This is a genomic window from Mesotoga infera, from assembly GCF_900157305.1.
In the GTDB taxonomy this organism is placed as follows: domain Bacteria; phylum Thermotogota; class Thermotogae; order Petrotogales; family Kosmotogaceae; genus Mesotoga; species Mesotoga infera.
This window is the reverse complement of sequence record NZ_LS974202.1, coordinates 776,691-795,212: the sequence shown is the minus strand read 5'-3', so window position 1 is coordinate 795,212 and position 18,522 is coordinate 776,691. Positions and strand designations below refer to the sequence as shown.

Annotated in this window: 16 protein-coding genes; 12 read left to right on the top strand and 4 right to left on the bottom strand. The window is 49.8% G+C overall.

Translation table 11 applies throughout. The features are described 5' to 3' along the window. Positions 1 to 443 precede the first annotated feature (443 nt). Genes MESINF_RS03720 through MESINF_RS03700 form a run of 6 tightly spaced genes read left to right on the top strand, consistent with a single transcriptional unit; the run spans position 444 to position 7,417 of the window. Positions 444 to 2,945, top strand: a complete 2,502-nt coding sequence (locus MESINF_RS03720) for an ABC transporter substrate-binding protein (protein WP_169698600.1) — start codon at positions 444 to 446, stop codon at positions 2,943 to 2,945. 54 nt (positions 2,946 to 2,999) lie between these two features. Further along, positions 3,000 to 4,040, top strand: a complete 1,041-nt coding sequence (locus MESINF_RS03715; protein ID WP_169698599.1) for an ABC transporter permease — start codon at positions 3,000 to 3,002, stop codon at positions 4,038 to 4,040. Beyond that, on the top strand, positions 4,037 to 5,011 hold the full coding sequence (locus tag MESINF_RS03710; protein WP_231936844.1) for a hypothetical protein: 975 nt from the start codon (positions 4,037 to 4,039) through the stop codon (positions 5,009 to 5,011). The genes MESINF_RS03715 and MESINF_RS03710 overlap by 4 nt, the downstream gene beginning before the upstream one ends. An 11-nt stretch (positions 5,012 to 5,022) precedes the next feature. Beyond that, the gene (locus MESINF_RS13630) at positions 5,023 to 5,433 is read left to right on the top strand and encodes an ABC transporter permease (RefSeq protein ID WP_231936843.1); all 411 of its coding nucleotides are present in this window, start codon (positions 5,023 to 5,025) and stop codon (positions 5,431 to 5,433) included. 5 nt (positions 5,434 to 5,438) lie between these two features. Continuing rightward, the gene (locus tag MESINF_RS03705; RefSeq protein ID WP_169698598.1) at positions 5,439 to 6,407 is read left to right on the top strand and encodes an ABC transporter ATP-binding protein; all 969 of its coding nucleotides are present in this window, start codon (positions 5,439 to 5,441) and stop codon (positions 6,405 to 6,407) included. Then, positions 6,404 to 7,417, top strand: coding sequence for an ABC transporter ATP-binding protein (locus tag MESINF_RS03700; protein ID WP_169698597.1), 1,014 nt, complete (start codon positions 6,404 to 6,406; stop codon positions 7,415 to 7,417). Before MESINF_RS03705 ends, MESINF_RS03700 begins: the two co-directional genes overlap by 4 nt. A 191-nt stretch (positions 7,418 to 7,608) precedes the next feature. On the opposite strand, the gene MESINF_RS03695 is transcribed toward MESINF_RS03700, so the two are convergent. Then, on the bottom strand, positions 7,609 to 7,926 hold the full coding sequence (locus tag MESINF_RS03695) for a cupin domain-containing protein (protein WP_231936842.1): 318 nt from the start codon (positions 7,924 to 7,926) through the stop codon (positions 7,609 to 7,611). A 174-nt stretch (positions 7,927 to 8,100) separates the two neighbouring features. On the opposite strand from MESINF_RS03695, the gene MESINF_RS03690 reads away from it, so the two are divergent. Next, positions 8,101 to 8,976, top strand: a complete 876-nt coding sequence (locus tag MESINF_RS03690) for an acetamidase/formamidase family protein (RefSeq protein ID WP_169698595.1) — start codon at positions 8,101 to 8,103, stop codon at positions 8,974 to 8,976. Further along, positions 8,976 to 9,917: a lysylphosphatidylglycerol synthase domain-containing protein gene (locus tag MESINF_RS03685; protein ID WP_169698594.1), complete on the top strand. Its 942-nt coding sequence runs from the start codon at positions 8,976 to 8,978 to the stop codon at positions 9,915 to 9,917. The genes MESINF_RS03690 and MESINF_RS03685 overlap by 1 nt, the downstream gene beginning before the upstream one ends. Positions 9,918 to 9,947: 30 nt before the next feature. Here MESINF_RS03685 and elbB read toward each other — a convergent pair whose 3' ends face one another. Genes elbB through MESINF_RS03670 form a run of 3 tightly spaced genes read right to left on the bottom strand, consistent with a single transcriptional unit; the run spans position 9,948 to position 12,958 of the window. Then, entirely contained in the window at positions 9,948 to 10,643 is a 696-nt protein-coding gene (elbB, locus tag MESINF_RS03680) for an isoprenoid biosynthesis glyoxalase ElbB (protein ID WP_169698593.1), read from the bottom strand. A gap of 43 nt (positions 10,644 to 10,686) precedes the next feature. Next, entirely contained in the window at positions 10,687 to 12,198 is a 1,512-nt protein-coding gene (locus MESINF_RS03675) for a hypothetical protein (RefSeq protein ID WP_169698592.1), read from the bottom strand. 4 nt (positions 12,199 to 12,202) lie between these two features. Then, on the bottom strand, positions 12,203 to 12,958 hold the full coding sequence (locus tag MESINF_RS03670) for an ABC transporter ATP-binding protein (protein WP_169698591.1): 756 nt from the start codon (positions 12,956 to 12,958) through the stop codon (positions 12,203 to 12,205). 188 nt (positions 12,959 to 13,146) lie between these two features. Here MESINF_RS03670 and MESINF_RS03665 point away from each other — a divergent pair, with 188 nt between their 5' ends. The 4 genes from MESINF_RS03665 (at position 13,147) to MESINF_RS03650 (ending at position 18,456) form a co-directional block, all read left to right on the top strand. Next, complete coding sequence (locus tag MESINF_RS03665) at positions 13,147 to 15,270, top strand: efflux RND transporter permease subunit (protein ID WP_169698590.1); 2,124 nt, start codon at positions 13,147 to 13,149, stop codon at positions 15,268 to 15,270. 32 nt (positions 15,271 to 15,302) lie between these two features. Beyond that, positions 15,303 to 15,860: a 2'-5' RNA ligase family protein gene (locus MESINF_RS03660; RefSeq protein ID WP_169698589.1), complete on the top strand. Its 558-nt coding sequence runs from the start codon at positions 15,303 to 15,305 to the stop codon at positions 15,858 to 15,860. A 71-nt stretch (positions 15,861 to 15,931) separates the two neighbouring features. Next, a complete protein-coding gene (locus MESINF_RS03655; protein ID WP_169698588.1) occupies positions 15,932 to 18,280 on the top strand; it encodes a Lon protease family protein in 2,349 nt (782 codons plus the stop codon). Positions 18,281 to 18,318: 38 nt separating this feature from the next. Then, entirely contained in the window at positions 18,319 to 18,456 is a 138-nt protein-coding gene (locus tag MESINF_RS03650; RefSeq protein ID WP_169698587.1) for a hypothetical protein, read from the top strand. The last annotated feature ends 66 nt before the right edge of the window (positions 18,457 to 18,522 follow it).

The following is an 18,522-nucleotide window of genomic DNA, read 5'->3' as shown; positions in this document are numbered from 1 at the left end:
AGTTTTTGGCCGGGAACACATGGACGGCAAATAAATTTTTCACATTCATGCGGACAATAAAGAAAAAATATGAATCATACAAAAGCAAATTGAAGCTATTGTTCTATAAGCACGGAAATTTCCAAAAAAACCCTGATATTACTTCCTAAATAGCCATAATTACGAATCTAATGAAGGCGTAATCAAAATAATTGAAAAGTATATCGGGATATACTTTATTTATTTGCTTGACTTACTTCGAATTATTGTGATAAACTTCATATTAATTTGGTATATGCCCGGAAATGGGGAAATAATTTTGGGATAAAGAAATAATTCCCAAATAGTGCAGGTCAATATTGATAAAACTAATTCGTGATCAGAATTATTTTTAATAAATCAACACGATTTAAGACGTTCTGTGGAACGAACACAGAACCAACTGCAAAAGGGGGCGAAACAAATTGAGTAAGAAATTTCTGGTACTGTTACTTGCAAGCGCCTTGACGTTCGGTGGTCTGCTGTTGGCCGTCGAGAAAGGTGCCATCGCCGACATCATTTACTTCAATGTGAAGATGTCTCAGGAACTCGGCCTCAAGGACGTTTCCGAAGGCTTGACGGACATCTTCATGGAAGGCGTCTCGGCTCCGACGCTTATGGGTATGGATCAGGCTACACGCGAGAAGCTCGATATCTACGCCGTTCCCTCGCTGACCTACTCCCTGTTCATCAATCCGTACCCAAACAAGGCCCCTTACTTCGCTAACATCGCGGGTAAGGATTTCTTCAACGTTATGGCCATCAACGAGATCAGATTCGCTCTCAACGATCTGATCAACAGACAGTACATAGTCGACGAGATCCTCGGCGGAGCCGGTGGTCCAATGATCTCGATGGCTACACCAGGACAACCCGGCACTTACAGGTACGGTCTGGTAGCCAATAAGCTCGGATTAAGTTTCGAGGGAAACGAATCGAGGGCTCTGGAAGCCATCGTCAAGGCTCTTGAGAATGCCTCGAAGCTTTCCGAGAACCAGGGAAGACTGACCCGGAAAGATGGAAAGTGGTACTTCGACAACGAGCCGGTACTTGTGAAATTCGTTATAAGGGCCGACGACCCCAACGTCAGGGTCAAACTTGGCGAATACGTCGCCCTGCAGCTTGAAAAGGCCGGAATTACCGTGGAAAGACTTGTCTGGGAAAGAACAAAGGCTAGCAACACTGTTTACGGAACAGATCCAGCCGAAATGCAGTGGAACCTCTACACCGAAGCATGGTCGGCCGGCGCGACGAGAGCCTTCTGGGAACACATAGCCAGACAGATGTACTCCACCGGTGGAACTTATATGCCCGGACGTGGAAACGCCGATTTCTGGAATTTCAGCAACTTCGAACTAGACGACCTCATAGAAAAGGCTTATACAGGCAACTTCCTCACAGAAGAGGAGTACTGGGATCTCTCCCTCACAGCCGTCGAGATGGGTCTCAAAGACGCCGTAAGACTTTACGTCTGTTATCAGGAAGCCTACTTCACCGCCAACAAAGCGAGAATGGTCGACAGATTCGCCTACGGTCTTGGCGACGGTCTTAACGACTGGTCTCTTAAAACCGCTCTTACTCAGGATAGGGTTCTCTTCGTCACACAGTTCTCCTCGATAGGTTCTCTGTTCATGTCTTCCTGGGATCCGATCGGTCCTGACGGAATGAGCGACACTTACACTTCCAACGTAGTCACGATCCTCTCCGATCCGAGTTCTTTCGAAAGCCCGGCCTCTGCGATCCATACTCCATACAGAGTGAGCTGGAAAGCAGAAGACATAATCACGAAAGTCGAAAGAAATGCCGAGGGTATCGTGGTAGGGACGATCGACGTTCCGGAAAACGCCATAAGGTTCGACAGTGCAACAAAGCAGTGGAAAGAAGTCGGTCCCGGCGTGAAGGCGATGTCGACCGGTACGTACACACTGCTCGGTGGAAAGATGCACAACGGTCAGCCGATAACCGTGAACGATTATCTCTACGCTTACGCATTCACCGACGAATGGATGAGCAAAGACGGAGAAAACGACAAGTACTACGAAGCATCCTATGAGAACTATATGAGAAGCGGGCAAGATACGATTCTTGGCTGGGTTGTGAATGACGACAACACTATCACCACCTACTTCAATTACAACTTCCCGGCCAGCGTGGACAGAACCGCTCAGTGGGGCGCTCCATCGCTCGGCGTTCACAGACAGCCGTTCGTAATCGTTTCCTGGGAAATTTACGAAGCTCTCGCGGAAATCGTCGCCAATGGGAGCAGTTCCGGAACAGTTTATGCCTTCAGGAACGACTCTGCGATAACAGAAGTCGATGTACTGGTACCGAACCATGTCAAGGATATAAGGGCAAAACTGGTTGAACTCAGAGATAAGGGGCATATTCCCAACTCTCTGAAGGGACTCATAACTGCCGAAGAAGCGAAGACCAGATACCAGGCAGCCATAGACTTCATCGACAAGTACGGCCACGCCTATATAAGCAACGGACCGTACTACCTTTCTAAATACGATTCTACGGCCAATTATGCTGAATGTAGGGCCTTCAGGGATCCTTCGTACCCGTACGAATCCACTTACTGGAAGGAATACCTGAGAACCGTGAGATTGTCGATAGATTCCATAGACATCCCAGCGATAATAATGAAGGGAATGGACACGACCGTTCTGGTGAACGTTTCGGAAGTCGCGTATCCATCTGAAGAGGTCTCCAAAGCCTCCAAAGGATCGGTCGTTGTGACGATCATCACACCGAACGGGGAGCTCAACTTCAACGCCGAACTGAAGGAAGAGGGCGTCTTTGAGACGGTCATCAAGGCCGAATCGCTCGAAGGACTCGAGGCCGGTTCTTACAACGTGCTCGCCATTGCTTCGCTGGAAGGTGCTGTGCCGGCTTCATCGGTCACTTCCACCATAATCTACTGATAATACACGACGGCATCCCGAACGGGGATGCCGTTTTTATTGTTGAGGTGGCAAATGTTCTGGAAGTATATCCTTAAAAGGGTCTTCTATGGAATCCTCATCTACATAGTCCTGGTTTTCATCTTCTCGGTGCTCTTCAACAGTGTAATGGAACAGACATTGAGAGCCCAGATTGAAGAGGAAATAAGGGCCGAGATGATGGGACTCGACAGCAGAGGCACACAACAGATACAATCTTTTATAGAGAACAGACGCCTTGAGAAGTATTCTCAATACAGGCTTGATAAACCTATATTCGAAAGAATAATATGGCGAACCTGGTCCACCCTGACCTTGAATTTAGGAAAATCTACGGCGATACGTTCGGCCGCGGGCGATAGAGACGTCTGGGCGATCGTTTCTGAGAAAATCCCGCGAACCCTCCTACTGTTCAGCACGGCGATGTTAGTTGATATTGTTATCGGTGTCTGGTTGGGTCTAAAAAAAGCACAAAAGGCCGGTGGCGTCCTCGACAAGAGTACATCGGTCGGTACAATGGTCGTCTTCGGCATGCCCTCGTGGTGGCTGGGTATGATATTGATCATGTTCTTCGCATATACGGTAAAGATATTCCCCTCGGGTAACTTTCACTCGACACCTCCACCGGAAGGGATCGCATTTTTCTTCGATCTCATTTACCACCTAGCGCTTCCCGTCCTCACGCTGGTCGTTCTAGGCTTCTGGGGAAGGGCCTTCCTCACCAGAAACATAGTCCTGGGAATCCTCCAGGAAGACTACATAATGGCGGCCAGAGCCAGAGGCATACCCGAACGCAAGATCCTCTACGGTCACACGATGAGAACGGCCGCCCCTCCCATAGTCACGATGTCGCTTCTGGCGCTTCTGGCATCGGTTTCCGGAAACATAGTCTTCGAGGGAATCTTCTCATGGCCGGGGATGGGTAACCTCTTCTGGTTCGCCCTTCAGCAGAACGACGTACCGGTACTCATGGGTAATCTCGCCGTTACTACAGGGCTGTACATAGGCGGGCTGGTCATTCTTGATCTCATATACGGGCTTCTCGATCCCAGGATCAAGGTTGGTGGTAAGGCATGAGGTGGACCGATATAAAGGATTCTATAAGAGATTTTTGGAAAGAGTTTCGGAAAGTTAAATCCGGGCTGATCGGATTGGTCCTCCTCGGGTTGTTCCTGTTCGTACTTTTCTTTGAACCGATTCTATTACCTTTTTCCGAAACCAACACGCGCTGGAAAGACATTACTTACTGGGAAGACAACCCGGCCAGCGCGGCTCCCGAGTGGATCAACCTCTTCACTTCAAAGAAACGCGCGGTGTCGCAAGAGCTTGAAGAATCACGGCTAGATGAGAAAAATGCGGGAACTGTGAGGATAATTGAAGAGACTTTCGTGTACGATTACCGGTACGATGTGGCTCCCTCTGACCTGATATTCAAGGCCTCAGGCAGTGGGAACGTCACTGTGATAATGTCAATAGAGAGACCCGATGGTCGGAAGATAGACCTTATGAGAAAACCCATGGAGATTCAAGAAGGCAAAGAACTCCGCATAGCAATCGACAAAACTTCCAAAAACGATGTTCTGAACTTCTTGAAAAAATTGAATGCCCTGAACGGTGTTACAACTCAGACTCTGAAAACCACCGATATAATTTTCTCGAAAATCGAGAACTCCGTTCCCTTCACGCCCGATCCCCTGAAAGGGGAGTACAGAATTCTCGTCTCCATGATCCTTCAGAAAGAGAGCGACCGGATAGATTCGACTTCGATGAAGGTAGCAGGGAGGGTTCAGGGCATACTGGGTACAGACAACTCGAAGAGGGATATCTGGAGCGGGGTGCTGGCCGGAGTGAAATGGGCGCTGCTGATCGGGCTTCTCACGGCGGTCATATCGGTCTCGATCGGCGTGATCTACGGGGTCATGAGCGCGTACCTCGGAGGCTGGAAAGACTCCTTAATGCAGAGGATCTTCGAGATATTCATAAGCGTTCCACTTCTGCCGGTTCTAATAGTCATGGAGCGCGGTCTTCAAGCCCTAGCATATGGGTGATCATACTCATAATGAGTATCTTCTACTGGGTAGGGCCGGTCAAGACCGTCAGGAGCATGGGATTGCAGATAAAGGAAGAGACGTACATAGAGGCATCCAGAGCACTGGGCGCTTCGAACGCCAGAATCATCTTCAAACACATGGTTCCGCTCCTCATTCCTTACGCCTTCGCCTCCATGGCCCTCTATGTACCCGGCGCCATCGTCGTAGAGGCGACTTTGAGTCTCCTGGGGTTGGGCGATCCAACCATAGTCACCTGGGGTCAGATACTGCAGGATGCCCACAGCGGCGGAGCCATGCTGAGCGGCATGTGGTGGTGGGTAGTACCGCCGGGGCTGGCGATAGCGCTTATGGGAATGACCTTTGCGTTTGTAGGGTTCGCGATGGACAAGATACTGAACCCGAAGCTGAAGACGAGGTAAAGAAGATGGAGAAAATACTTAGAGTGGATAACCTGAAGCTTTACTACTACACGAGCAAGGGGATAGTCAAGGCCGTGGACGATATAAGCTTCAGTCTGAAGAAGGGGGAGACGCTGGGACTGGTGGGGGAGTCGGGATGCGGAAAGACCACCACGGGCTTCGCCCTTCTCAAGATGCCAACGCCTCCGGGCAAGATAGTGGGAGGAAGGATAGAGGTTGACGGGCTAGACATAACACCGCTCAGCGAGGGTGAGATGAGGAAGAACGTTCGCTGGGAGAAGATATCCATGGTCTTCCAGGGAGCGATGAACACGCTCACGCCCGTTTACACCATAGGCAAACAGATGATGGAGACTCTCCAGGAGCACAGGCAGATGGAGAGAGAGGAGGCCAGGAAGAGGATAGAGAAGTACCTCAACCTGGTGGGACTATCCGGAGAAGTGGTGAAGAGATACCCTCACGAACTTTCCGGGGGGATGAAACAGAGGATAGCGATAGCGACCGCGCTCTTCCTGGAGCCGAGGGTTATCATCTGCGACGAACCGACGACGGCGCTGGACGTGATAGTGCAGGCTCAGATAATCAACCTTCTGAAAGACCTGAAGGAGAAGCTCGATCTCTCGTTCATCTTCATAACACACGATCTGGCCACGGAGGCCGAAGTCTCGGACAGGATAGCGGTGATGTACGCCGGAAAGATAGTCGAGATAGGAACGAACGAACAGATATACGGAGAGAAGGGCCCCTGCCACCCTTACACGAGGAACCTTCTGGCGGCCACACCGAGACTGCACGAAAAGGTGAGCACGCTCTCCTTCATTCCCGGAGCACCGCCAGACCTGCTTGAGCCACCGTCGGGCTGCAGATTCCATCCGAGATGTTCCGTTGCGATGGAGAAGTGCGCAAAGGAAGAACCACCGCTGATAGAGATAGAAGAGGAACACATGGTTGCCTGCTGGAGGTGCAAGAGATGAGCGAGAAGATAATAGAAGTGAAAGACCTCCAGAAATGGTTTCCGGTCAGGAGAAACATAAGAGAGTTCTTCAGGGGAGAGCACAGGTATGTGAAGGCGGTAGACGGAGTGAGCTTCTCGATAAAGAGGGGCGAGATATTCGGACTGGTAGGTGAGTCCGGGTGTGGAAAGACGACGACTGGCAAGCTGATAATGAAACTGCTGGAACCGACAGGAGGTACGATGCTCCTGGACGGAAAAGACGTAACACACATAGAGAAAGAAGAACTGAAGAAGTACAGGAGAAACGTGCAGATGATCTTTCAGGACCCGTACGCATCGATGAACCCGCGGTTCAAGATAAGGGACGTGATGGAAGAGCCGCTCATAATACACAAACTTGGAGAGGACAGAGACGAAAGGCTGAAGATGATAGAGAAGGCTTTGAAGGAAGTGAAGCTGAACCCGCCGGAAGAGTTCCTGGTGAGATACCCTCACATGCTCTCTGGAGGGCAGAGGCAGAGGGCTGCGACGGCGAGGACGTTGCTGCTCAACCCGCAGTTGCTGGTGGCCGACGAACCAGTCTCGATGATAGACCTCTCGACGAGGGCGGAGATACTGCACATGATGAAGGAAGTGCAGAGGGATCTGGGACTGACATACCTGTACATAACGCACGATCTGTCGACTGCGAGATACTTCACCGACAGGATAGCGGTGATGTACCTTGGAAAGATAATAGAGATGGGAGAGCCCGACGACGTGATAGACAGGCCGGTGCATCCATACACGAGAGCGCTGATAGCTGCTGTGTGCGAGCCTGTGGCCGGAAAGGTTAACAAGGCGAAGATAGTGCCGATAAAGGGAGAGATCCCCTCTGCCGCGAACATACCCAAGGGATGCAGGTTCCATCCGAGATGTCCCTACGCGGTTGACGAGTGCAGGGAGAAGGAAGAGCCCAAACTGCAAGAGATAGAGAACGGACACTACCACGCCTGCAGAAGATGGAAGGAAGTTCAAGAGGCGGTTTAAGAGCTAGAGCGTTTGATCGCACCAAAATATTCGAGGTAAGAAAGATAGAGATGTGACCGAATTCACGACAGAAGACACGATTAAAATAAAGGGTCAGGGTTCGCAGAGGAGAGGGAGGCCTCTCCTCTCGTTTTCTCAAGATTGCGTAAAACCCGTACCGCGATTATCTCGAGCTGGGCCGATCAAGTTGTTTACGGTCTTGGAGCTTTAACCACCAAAACTCTGAGAGTTTCGCTACCGGTGTTTTTTATTCCATGCGGAATCATTTTCGGACTATCGACTACATCGTTCCTCGAAACTTCGTAACTTTCTTCCCCTATGGTTATAACGCCTTTGCCTTCAAGGACGAGCATGAACACATCGACGGGGGTTCTGTGGGAGGGCAGTTCGGCATCCTTTTCTATTTCTATGACTGCAGCGTGTGCCGACTCCTTGCTGTAGATAACTCTACCCTTAAGCCCCGGTTTGTCAAGAATCAACTTTCCGTTATTTATGCTGCTCCTGTACACGATCTTCACCCCCTAGATTTGTAAATATATACTAATTTATCTGAGCGGAGAGGTCGGTAACATATGTTACGGTCATCGTGTCCCAAGACCCTGAATCGAGGGAGTGCTTGGAAATCCCGGAAGATGCTGTAATATAGAATAATATGGAAATATATCGATCTGGAGGTGGAGGGGTTGATCCATAAAATAGGAAGGGACAGGGTAATATACGAGATGTCTCCCGCTAACTGTCGGGCCATCGAAGTCTCCCCGGGAGACACGATAATCGTCGAGACCGAAGATTGTTTCGGTCATGCGATTGTCTCGGAACTTCAGACGGTGGGCAGCGGTTTCGACTTCTCTCACATAAATCCGGCAACCGGACCAATCGGCGTAAGGGGAGCCTTGCCCGGCGATACTCTGATCGTGAACATAGAAAGCATAGAAGTCGATGAAAAGGGAGTTGTGGAAACCTGCCCCGGTTGGGGCCCGGTTGGAGAGATCGTTAGCGATTGTGTCACCGAGATGGTGCCTATCCGCGACGGTCACGCCTCTTTCAAAGGAACCCGCTTCGCGATTAAACCCATGATAGGAGTCATAGGGACATCGCCCGCAAAGGAATCGGTATCTTGCGGAACGCCCGGCCTTCACGGTGGTAATTTAGATACCAACGATATTTGCGCCGGATCGAAGGTTTTTCTCCCGGTTTTCGTGGAGGGAGCTAACCTCGCGCTGGGCGATGTGCACGCCAGGATGGGCAACGGTGAAATCTGCGGAACGGGAATAGAGATAAGGGCGACCGTCAGGATTAGCATCGAGCTGGATAGAAGCACTATCGACGGTCCGATGGTAGAAAATGATAACGCTTTCTATATGGTGCACAGCGCGAAAACTTTTGAAGAAGCAACCAGGGGAGCGGTTGAAAGGGCCGTCCGCTTCATAGCCGACAGGAAATCGATTTCAAAGTCAGAGGCGTATATGCTGACCAGCATAACGTGCGATCTCACAGTTAGTCAGATCGTCAACCCGTTAGTTACCGTTCGCGTAAAGATACCAAAAGAGATACTTTGATGATATTTAGCTCTCTCCCGTTTAAGTTGAGAAAGTTGCTTCCGCTACTCGGGATAGCGCTGTTCATCGTTTCCGTGGCCGTTCTGATAAGAGAAATTGGGAGATACACTATAAGCGACATAGCCGACAAGATAGGCGCTATCCCCCTGTCCAGGTTTATGATGGCCGTAGTGTTTACGTTCCTCGCTTATGCGAACCTGACACTTTACGACTTGATCTCTTCACTCCATCTGGGTGTGAAAAAGGGTTACGGAAGGACGGCCCTTGTTTCCTTCATCGCTTATACCTTCAGCAAGAACATCGGTTTTACCTTTCTATCCGGCACCAGCGTAAGATTCAGAATGTACGGAAAGTGGAAAGTGGGTTCCGGGAAGATTCTTGGGATAATCGTGTTGAATTACCTGACTTTCTGGCTGGGTTTCTTCGCGCTCGCCGGAGTTGTCTTCACTCTATGGTATCCGCTAACGCAGGCGGTGATAAGGGTGCCTTTCAACTCTCTTCAGATCCTGGGAGCGGTGGCGATAGCGATTTACTGTCTTTATCTTTTTATAGTGATCATCAGAAAAAAGCCGTTCAGATTCAGAAACCTCAGATTCTCTCTTCCGGGCAAGACTTTCACATTATCACAGACGGCGATTTCCACGATGGACTGGCTTCTTTCGGCCGGGGTTCTTTACTTCCTCCTCCCTCCAGTCCAATATATACCGATCCTGGCCGTCTTTCTGCTTTCACAGTTCGCCGGTCTTTCCAGCCAGGTACCTGGTGGGTTGGGCGTTTTCGAAGCTATGACCCTGGTTATTCTTTCCCCTTCATTAGAGGCGGATGTACTGATTGCCGCTCTCTTACTGTACAGGGTGATTTTCTATCTGATTCCCTTTCTGGTTGCCTTGATACTTTTCGCTCTGGAAGAGTTTCTCTGGAGTCGCCCCGCTCGTCAGTGACTCATGTTGATGAATCAAGCGCTTAAAAGGTTAATTTAAGGGGCTGCCCCCCTTTTTCCTTAATAGAGTCAAGAGCGCCTGCACCATTGATTCGGCCGTCGTTCTCACGACCTCTAGATCGACATCTGGCGATAGGGCGGGCGATGTAACTATCATATTTTCCTCGTCAGTGCAGACTTCTCCTTCCTGGCAATCCCGATGGTTAAATCCTGTTCTCTCTATCGCGATCCTGCCCTCCTCCGATTGACCGGTGACCGTTATCTTCAGATTGTTCGCGATATTTTCGAGCGATTTGGCCAGTAGAACCACCGCGCCGCACATGGCTCCGATGGGTTTGCCCGACCGATTAGAATCCGCTATTATTCTCTGCACAGAGCTGTTGACGCGAAATTCCAGCTCTTCGCTCATGAAGGTCGAAAGATTCTTTAAAACTCCCTTACCACCGGGAATTATCAGTATATCGAAATCTACGTTTTCAACCCCGTCTAGGTCGACTATACCACCGCGGGCCAGCCGTGCCGATTCGATGAGCATGTTCCTCTTCTGTCCGCTCATCTGTGTACTGTCTTCGAGGTGATTTACGACTTCGAATTGATCCTTGTCTATCGACATACATACGGTTTCGACACCGGCTCTATCGAGTGCCAGAAAAAGCATCACCGCCTCCGTTATATCGGTGCCATCTTTCTTTCCACACCCCGAGAGAATGACCCCTGCCCTGTACATGGAGCACCTCCTACCCTTTTAGAATTGGATCAAACGCTGGATCTCATATTTCTTTCATCTTCACAAGAACTCTCCTTCGGATGGCAAAAGATATTACGACAGCCGCTGCCGTTGACAAAAGCGCTATCAGCAAAGCGATCCATATTCCCGGACTGCCAGGTGTTCCTTCCATGATAATCGTTATTGGCATTATGGACCCAAAGCTCAGACCCATGCATATTATCTGGTTCAGTAACACGAACTTGGTTCGCATGAAGGCGTTCGGGTTGTCCATACGATCGGGAGGACTCTCGAGAACTCCCTTTATTCCGAGTAAAGAGGAGGTCACGTATAGTACGAACACGATCGGAACAACTGCAAGATACAAAAACGTAGTGTGCTTCACGAGAATGCTTGTCAGAAGAACTCCAGTGAAAAGAAGTATGCCGAGCAAAACGGGCAGGATAGTCTTGATGAACACTATCCTTTCCAGCGAAAGCGGGAGAGCCTTGGTAGTTTCGATGAAGGGATATTCCCGTCCCATGAGAAAGGCCGACTGGATCGTGGTGAAAATCGTGCTGATGAGAACCATAGTGAAAATGGAGGTCGTGAGATTCTCCGAGATCAAACCGAAGATCAAGCCGAAGATTACCGGATAAAAGAGATAGTAGATGAGCTGTTCGTATCGCCTGTATATTTTTAATTCCCTCCGGATCAGCGCGCTGCCGCGTTTCTCACTGAACACGACGCGTTTTCCTCTACTCCGCGAATAGGATAGGGGCTCGAATTTGAGCGAGCCGGCTATCCTGTAGAAGATGGCTCCGAAAACCGGGATCATCACAACGCTCAGAAGAAGAAAGAGCGGTTCGTTAGAGGCCCTGACACTCCAGGTGAAGAGGTTCGCCGGATTGGCCAGAATCTTCCAGGCGTCCGCCAGTTTCTGGAGATACACCGGTATATTGTCGGCGCTCCTTGGGACGAGCTGCACTATAATGAAAAACATGAATCCGCTGATAATCTGCACAACGAACATCAGCTTCCTGGCCGCGGCTCTGGACATGAATCTTCCAAAAGCGACGGCAATGATCGAGGCCAGGAGGACAGTGTCGATTAGCAGGGCCAGGAGCGCAAGGATTCCGACGATTGGTCTAGAATCGGCCCTCAGGTGATACGAAAGAGCGATCCCGAGAAAGACTGAAAGCGTCAAGCCCTGATAGAACGTGGAGATTGCTATCTGGTAGATAGCTATACTTGTTCTCCTGACGGGCAAAACCAGTAGCATATCGATCTCGCTGTTTCTTATGAAGAGATACGAAGTGGTCGCGGAGAAAGACATTAGAAAGAACAGACCGGAAACGGTGAGAAAGAATCCGGCCATAACAGTGGCGATAGGAGTGCCATCGATCTCGACGCCACGTATCGAGGCAAATACGTTCCACAGAAAGATGCCGATCATGCATGTGAATATGAGAAAAACCATTAGTTGAGGCGAAAAGCCGCCTCTGGTTCCCTTCTTGTTCGGGAAGACGAACAGCCTGTATTTGAAAAGAAGTTTGAGATCGTTCAAGCCACTCACTCCTTCATAGGGCGTTCACTATATCCTGAATGTCTTCGTTCTCTCCGGTGAGCTGGAGGAAGATGTCTTCCAGACTTTCCCTCTCCCCTGCGCCCATAGATTTGCGAATCTCTTCCATAGTTCCCTGAGATATTAGCCTTCCCTTGTTGATGATCCCGATCCTGTCGCACATCTTTTCGGCGATTTCGAGAACGTGCGTGGTCATGAAGATCGTGGAGCCTTCATTTTTGTATTTTTCCAGAAGCATTTTCAATATTTTGGCGCTTCTGGCGTCTAGACCGACGGTCGGCTCGTCGAGAAATATGACTTCGGGCCTTCTCATGAGGACTGAAATCACCATTATCTTCTGTTTCATACCGTGAGACATCTCGGAAATCATCTTCCCAAGATAATCGACTCCGAAAGCCTCGCACAGTTCGCCGACTCTCTTCATGGCCTCTCCCTTTTTTGCTGGAAAAATATCCATTATGAATTCGAGAAACTCCATTCCGGTGAAGTACGAGTAGATTCTGGGCTCGTCGGGAACGACTCCTATCCTGCTCTTGATCTGGAGTTCGTTCGCTGCGAAGTTCATGCCGAGTATCTCCACCTCTCCTGAGGTCGGTTTCAAAGTTCCGGTCAACATCCTGATCGTAGTCGTTTTTCCGGCCCCGTTGGGACCGAGAAACCCATATATCTCTCCGGCTTTCACCTGGAGATCGAGATTATCGACAACTGTTGTCACATCAAAAGTTTTGGTTAATTTCCTGCAGATAATCACAGTCGTTCCCTCCATCGTTCTGAAATTCACTCAAACTACATCAAAGTCTCCGACCTCTGTATATTCTACGTCGTCCGGTCGTAGTTGTGTTCTATCCCGGGAGGTCTAGACAGAAACGAGAATCTTTCAAACAACTCCTTTCAACTCTACCACAGATGATATAATATCCAGAGTTTGCGAGGTGTTGAATGATAAAGCTGGTCTCCTTCGCCACGCTGACTGCAGTCGTGGTAGTCCTGTTTCTTGGTATAGATGGTCTCTATTTCGAACCGTCTCCGGGATCCTTTCTCAGCGAGGATGATCCCGAGCTGATGGCTTTTAGCCGTGTCGCGCGGGAGTTTGGAGACACGGGAACGGTGATGGTGGTGCTGAACTCGTCCGGTCTCTCGCTCGAGAAGTTGAAAGAGGTCACTCAAAAGATCGACGGACTCGACTGGGTCAACACGGTAGCCTCCGTGTTCGATGCCGTCGAGTTGGGAAAGCTAAACCTCCTGACGTTGCAGATACCTAAAACGGAGTATGTCTACCAATCAGGCGAAAAACTGGTTCTGAATATGGATATTCTAAACGATCCCTTCTATAGAGACCTGATAATATCTTCCGATGGCGAGTATTACGGCGTTCTGATAACCGTTGCGAGTGGAAATGAATTCAAGAGCGGTTCAAATATACTCTCACTGAAAGCCACTTTGAAAGAACTGGGTATAAATGAATACAGATTGATAGGCGAGAGTGTAGCCAATTCGACGACCTTCAGGTCGATAATGGACCTGACCTTCGTATATCCACCTTTCATCTTTCTCGCAATCTTCACCGTTTACATGGTCAAATTCAGAAGGATCTCGCTTGCCCTCCTCACGCTCGTTCCTCCTGCAGGAGCCGCCGTTCTGGTCGTCGGGATAATGGGTTTGATCAAGACGCAGATCAACAGCCTCACGGTGATGATACCGTCTTTCATTGTGATAATCGGAAGCGCCTATGGCATGCACTTCCTATCGAGATTCCAGGAAAACTGCGCTAAACAGGAAAACCCTATAAGGCGAACCATTCACGAAGAGAGGGTGCCTATCCTTTTTTCTGCCCTCACAACGATGGCCGGTTTCTCTTCGTACATCCTTCTGGATATGCGGGCGTTCCGTGATATGGGGATACTGGTCTGCGTAGGAATCTTCTCCTCGGCCGTTTTCACGTTGATCATACTTCCAGGACTGGTATCGACTAAATGGTGCGCCAGTGTCGTTCTCACGGCTTCCCCGGTGGAGATCTCGCCGAAGATCAGAAAGGCTTTGATGTGGGTGATTGTGGTGATGTCGGCGATATCACCGTTGTTGATAATGACGATTCCTATGAATATAGATCAATATGCCTTCTTCAAAGAGAATTCCGAGATTCGCAGGAACGCCGAGAAGATGAAAGAGGCCTTTGGCTGGTTAACCAACTACACGCTTATGATCACACCCAAAAGCGGCGGGAAACTGGCCATAACCGGAGAGCAGGCAAGTCAACTGGTCGATTTCCAGAAAGAACTGGAAGCGCTGGAGGGTATATCCAAAGTACTCAGCCCTGTCGATATCTCCCGACAGACCAACATCCCACTGCCTTTACTTATAAGGGTTCTGGACAACACCGGCGTTCTAGGAAGCGCGACCTCGCTTATGATAAGCCAAAGAGCCATGAGGATAAACCTCTTTTCTCCGACCAGCGACAGCCTCAGCGCGGAGAAACTTAAGGACTCTGTGAAAGAGCTGATCGCGAGGTACCCGCTTCTCGACGAAAAATTCGATTTCACCCTCGCCGGTACGACATTGATATGGAAGAGCGTTAACTCGTCGGTGGTGTCCAACCAGATACAGAGCCTGGTGGTCTCTTTCGCACTAATACTCCTTTTGCTTTTCACGATCTTCAAAAGCGTAAAATCCACTTTTATCGCCACTATACCTATCGCGCTGACCACTCTTTTCAACTTCATCTTCATGGCCCTATTCAGAATAAGCCTGAGCATCTCAACGGCCCTTATTTCCGGGATGCTCATGGGTTTGGTGATCGATTACGCGATACACTTCACCATATGGCTCCGAAGATTCGGAGATCCCGAGAGAGCCTATCATCAGACGGCGGCTGCCATATTCACCAACGGATTGAGCCTAATCGCCGGCTTCTCCGTTCTTTTACTGACCCCACTGCTTCTGTACGTGGATGTTGCCAAATTGATGGTGAGCGGACTGGCGGTGGGGATGACATTCACTCTGATTCTCCTCCCGGAGATAGCGGCGAGGCGATGGAAAAAAGACAAACTGCAAGGTGACGCTTAATTCAGGCCCGATGGCCGGTGTCGGAGAGTCCTATGAAGGCGCTGGTAACTCTTTTGCCCGATCGAATAAGCGAAATGGTTCACCTGATATGGCACGAGCTGGAGAGAGATTTCAATTTCCGCTCCGTGCTGGTAACTCCCTATCCCCACTTCACATACTGCGTCGTCGAGGATTCCACCGAAGGGCTCTACGAAAAAATCGAAGCGACTATTGAAAGCGTCGATCCCTTCACCGTCAGGACAGAGTACCTGGGCGTTTTTTCCGGAGAGAGCCCGGTGGTCTATATAGGTATAGCCCGAATTCCCGAATTATCCCGTTTTCACGATGCGCTGTGGAGAAGGTTTTTCGGTCCTGAAAGAGATGCTCAAGATCTGTACGGAATTGCGCACTGGATACCCCATATAACGCTGATTTTCGGCAGGGACCTCAACCGGGAAAACTTCTGCCCGGCGATGGAGAGACTCGTCTTCCGCGATTTTCACCGGGAATTCGAAGTCAACAATCTGGCGATTCTGAGCGGATCGCTCGAAGGTGGCATCGAGATCGAAAAGATATTCTATTTTCGAGGAAAACATACCCCGGACCGATAACTATCCAATCGCCGGTCGTGTTAACCTGTGTCGTCATTTGTTATCATTAGAAATAGGAAGGAGGTATCTTGATGCGAAAATTGAACTGGAGGGAAATCGATCTCAAAGTCACTTTGCCAAGAAAGGTGAAGTCAACTAAATCCATAGATGGACTGGAAGAGTTCATAGGACAGGAGCGCGCTATAAAGGCGCTGGAAACGGGACTTAAGATAAAGGCCAGGGGATACAACATCTTTGTGTCGGGATCGACCAACACCGGAAGAAGGACCTTCGTGAGCCGTTACTTGAAGAAAAAAGCCGAGGGTGGCGAAACGCCCGGCGACTGGATATATGTCTATAACTTCGACGATCCCAGATCGCCCAACTCGATCCCCCTGAAGGCTGGAATGGGGAAGAGCTTTCAGAAAGAAATGGGAGAATTCGTCGAAATAACTATAAACGCGATAAGCGAGAGCTTTCAGAGTGAGGACTACCAGCAGAAAGTGTCTGCCATACAGAGCGAGCAAGCGGAAAACCGATCGAGTTTGCTGAAAGAACTCATAGAAAAAGCCAGAGAAAAAGATTTCACAGTGCAGATAAATCAAACGGGGGTGGCAACGATCCCTCTCTGGAACGGAAAACCTTTGACACAGGAGATATACGAGGCCCTGCCTGAAGAGTACCAGAAAACGATAAGCAAAAAAGGCGAGGAAGTTAGAGAGCTGGTTAATTCCTACATCCTGAGAATGAGCAAAATGGAGAAGGAATACGGGGAGAAGTTCAAAGAGCTGAACCGGGATGTGGCGTCTTTCGCGCTGGAAGGGCATATCAAGGAGATGAAAGACAAGTTCAGCGAGAGCAAAGAGGTCACAGAATTCATCGATAACCTGCGGGGCGACCTTCTGGACAACCTAGGCGTTTTCTTCAGCCAGGAGACAGACGCCAAGAGTTTCTTCGGAAAGAGATACGCCATCAATCTCTTCGTTGACAATTCCGGTATAAAGGGCAAGCCCATCGTCGAAGTGACTAACGCGAATTACTCGAGTCTCTTTGGAAGGATAGAGTACCTGGCAAGGATGGGAATGCTGGACACAGACCACTCGATGATCCGCTCCGGGGCGATCCACCGTTCCAACGGAGGTTACCTTGTGCTCGACGCCAAGAGCGTTTTGAGCGAGCCATACGTCTGGCAGACATTGAAGCAGCTTCTCTTCTCCGGTTCGGAAGTCATCGAAAATCTGGAACACAAAATTGGATTGCTCTCGACAGTCAGTCTGAAACCCGAACCGATTCCGCTGGACATCAAGATCATAATGATAGGCGAACCCTGGATATACAGCATGTTGAGCACCATGGACACTGATTTCAAGAAGCTGTTCAAGATAAAGGCCGAATTCGACTGGGAGATGCGATTCGACGGTGACACGGTGGGGAAACTCTGCGGATTGATCTGTTCCATCGCTCGCGAAAATTCGCTCATGGATTTCGACAGGGATGCGGTGAAGGAAGTAATAAAGAAAGCGATAATACTTTCGGGAAACAGGAAGAAGGTTTCAACCCAGTTTGGAGCCCTTAAACAGCTTCTACTGGAGAGTTCGGCCATTGCAGAGATCAATGGCGGAGATATGGTCTCGGCCGGAGATGTTACTCGGGCCTGGGAAGAGATGAAGACGAGGGTTTCTCTGTACCAGGATAAAGTGAAGGAGATGTTCGCCGACTCCACGCTTCTCGTTCAAACCGAAGGCGAGCTGATCGGAGAGATAAATGGTTTGACGGTGGTACAGACTGAAGATCTATCGTTCGGAATACCGGTCAAAATAACCGCCAAGGTCGGTCCGGGGAACAGTGGCATAGTGGACATTCAGAAAGAATCGGAACTGAGCGGCAATATCCACGACAAGGCCGGCCTCACAATTCAGGGGTACATGAACTCGAAATATGCGCGGGAATTTCCCCTCAGCCTGAACGGATCGATCAGCTTCGAGCAGGTGTATTCGGTGGTCGATGGAGACAGCGCTTCCGTGGCCGAAACCATCGCTTTCCTTTCGGCGATTGCGGAGGTTCCCATAAAGCAATCGATAGCCGTTACGGGCTCGATAAATCAGAGCGGAAGAATTCAACCCGTCGGAGGAGTCCAGTTCAAAGTGGAAGGCTTTTACGAGCTCTGCAAGTTGAAGGGTCTCAACGGGAAACAGGGGGTGGCGATCCCCGAAACCAATTTCGACAATCTCGTTTTGCCCGATGAAATCGTTCAGGCCATAAAGAGTGGCAGGTTCAACATCTGGACTGTTGAAACCGTGGACGAGGCTATCGAGCTTTTGACCGGCCTGAAAGCGGGCCAACCCGACGGCAACGGGAAATATCCCGAAGGCACGTTCAACAACCTGGTTATGCAGAGGTTGGAGAGGTTCTATGAGATCTCGATACAGGAGAAGAAATAGCGACAGAGCTGGAAACGAGAAGAGGTCAGGAGCCGTCCTTGGAAGGTAAAAAGAGTGGTTCCGGCGCGATGCGCCCAAGTTCTTCGTTCTTAGTTAAGGAGCGCGAGAAGAGGAGAGAGGAAGAGAGAGGAGAGAACGGGAAGAGCGGAACCAGAGGTGAGAGGGTAGAGGTGTAAGGCGAGAAGAGCGGGATTTTGATCTTCTTACCTCTGACCTCATTCCTCTTACCTCTGTTTAGAGAC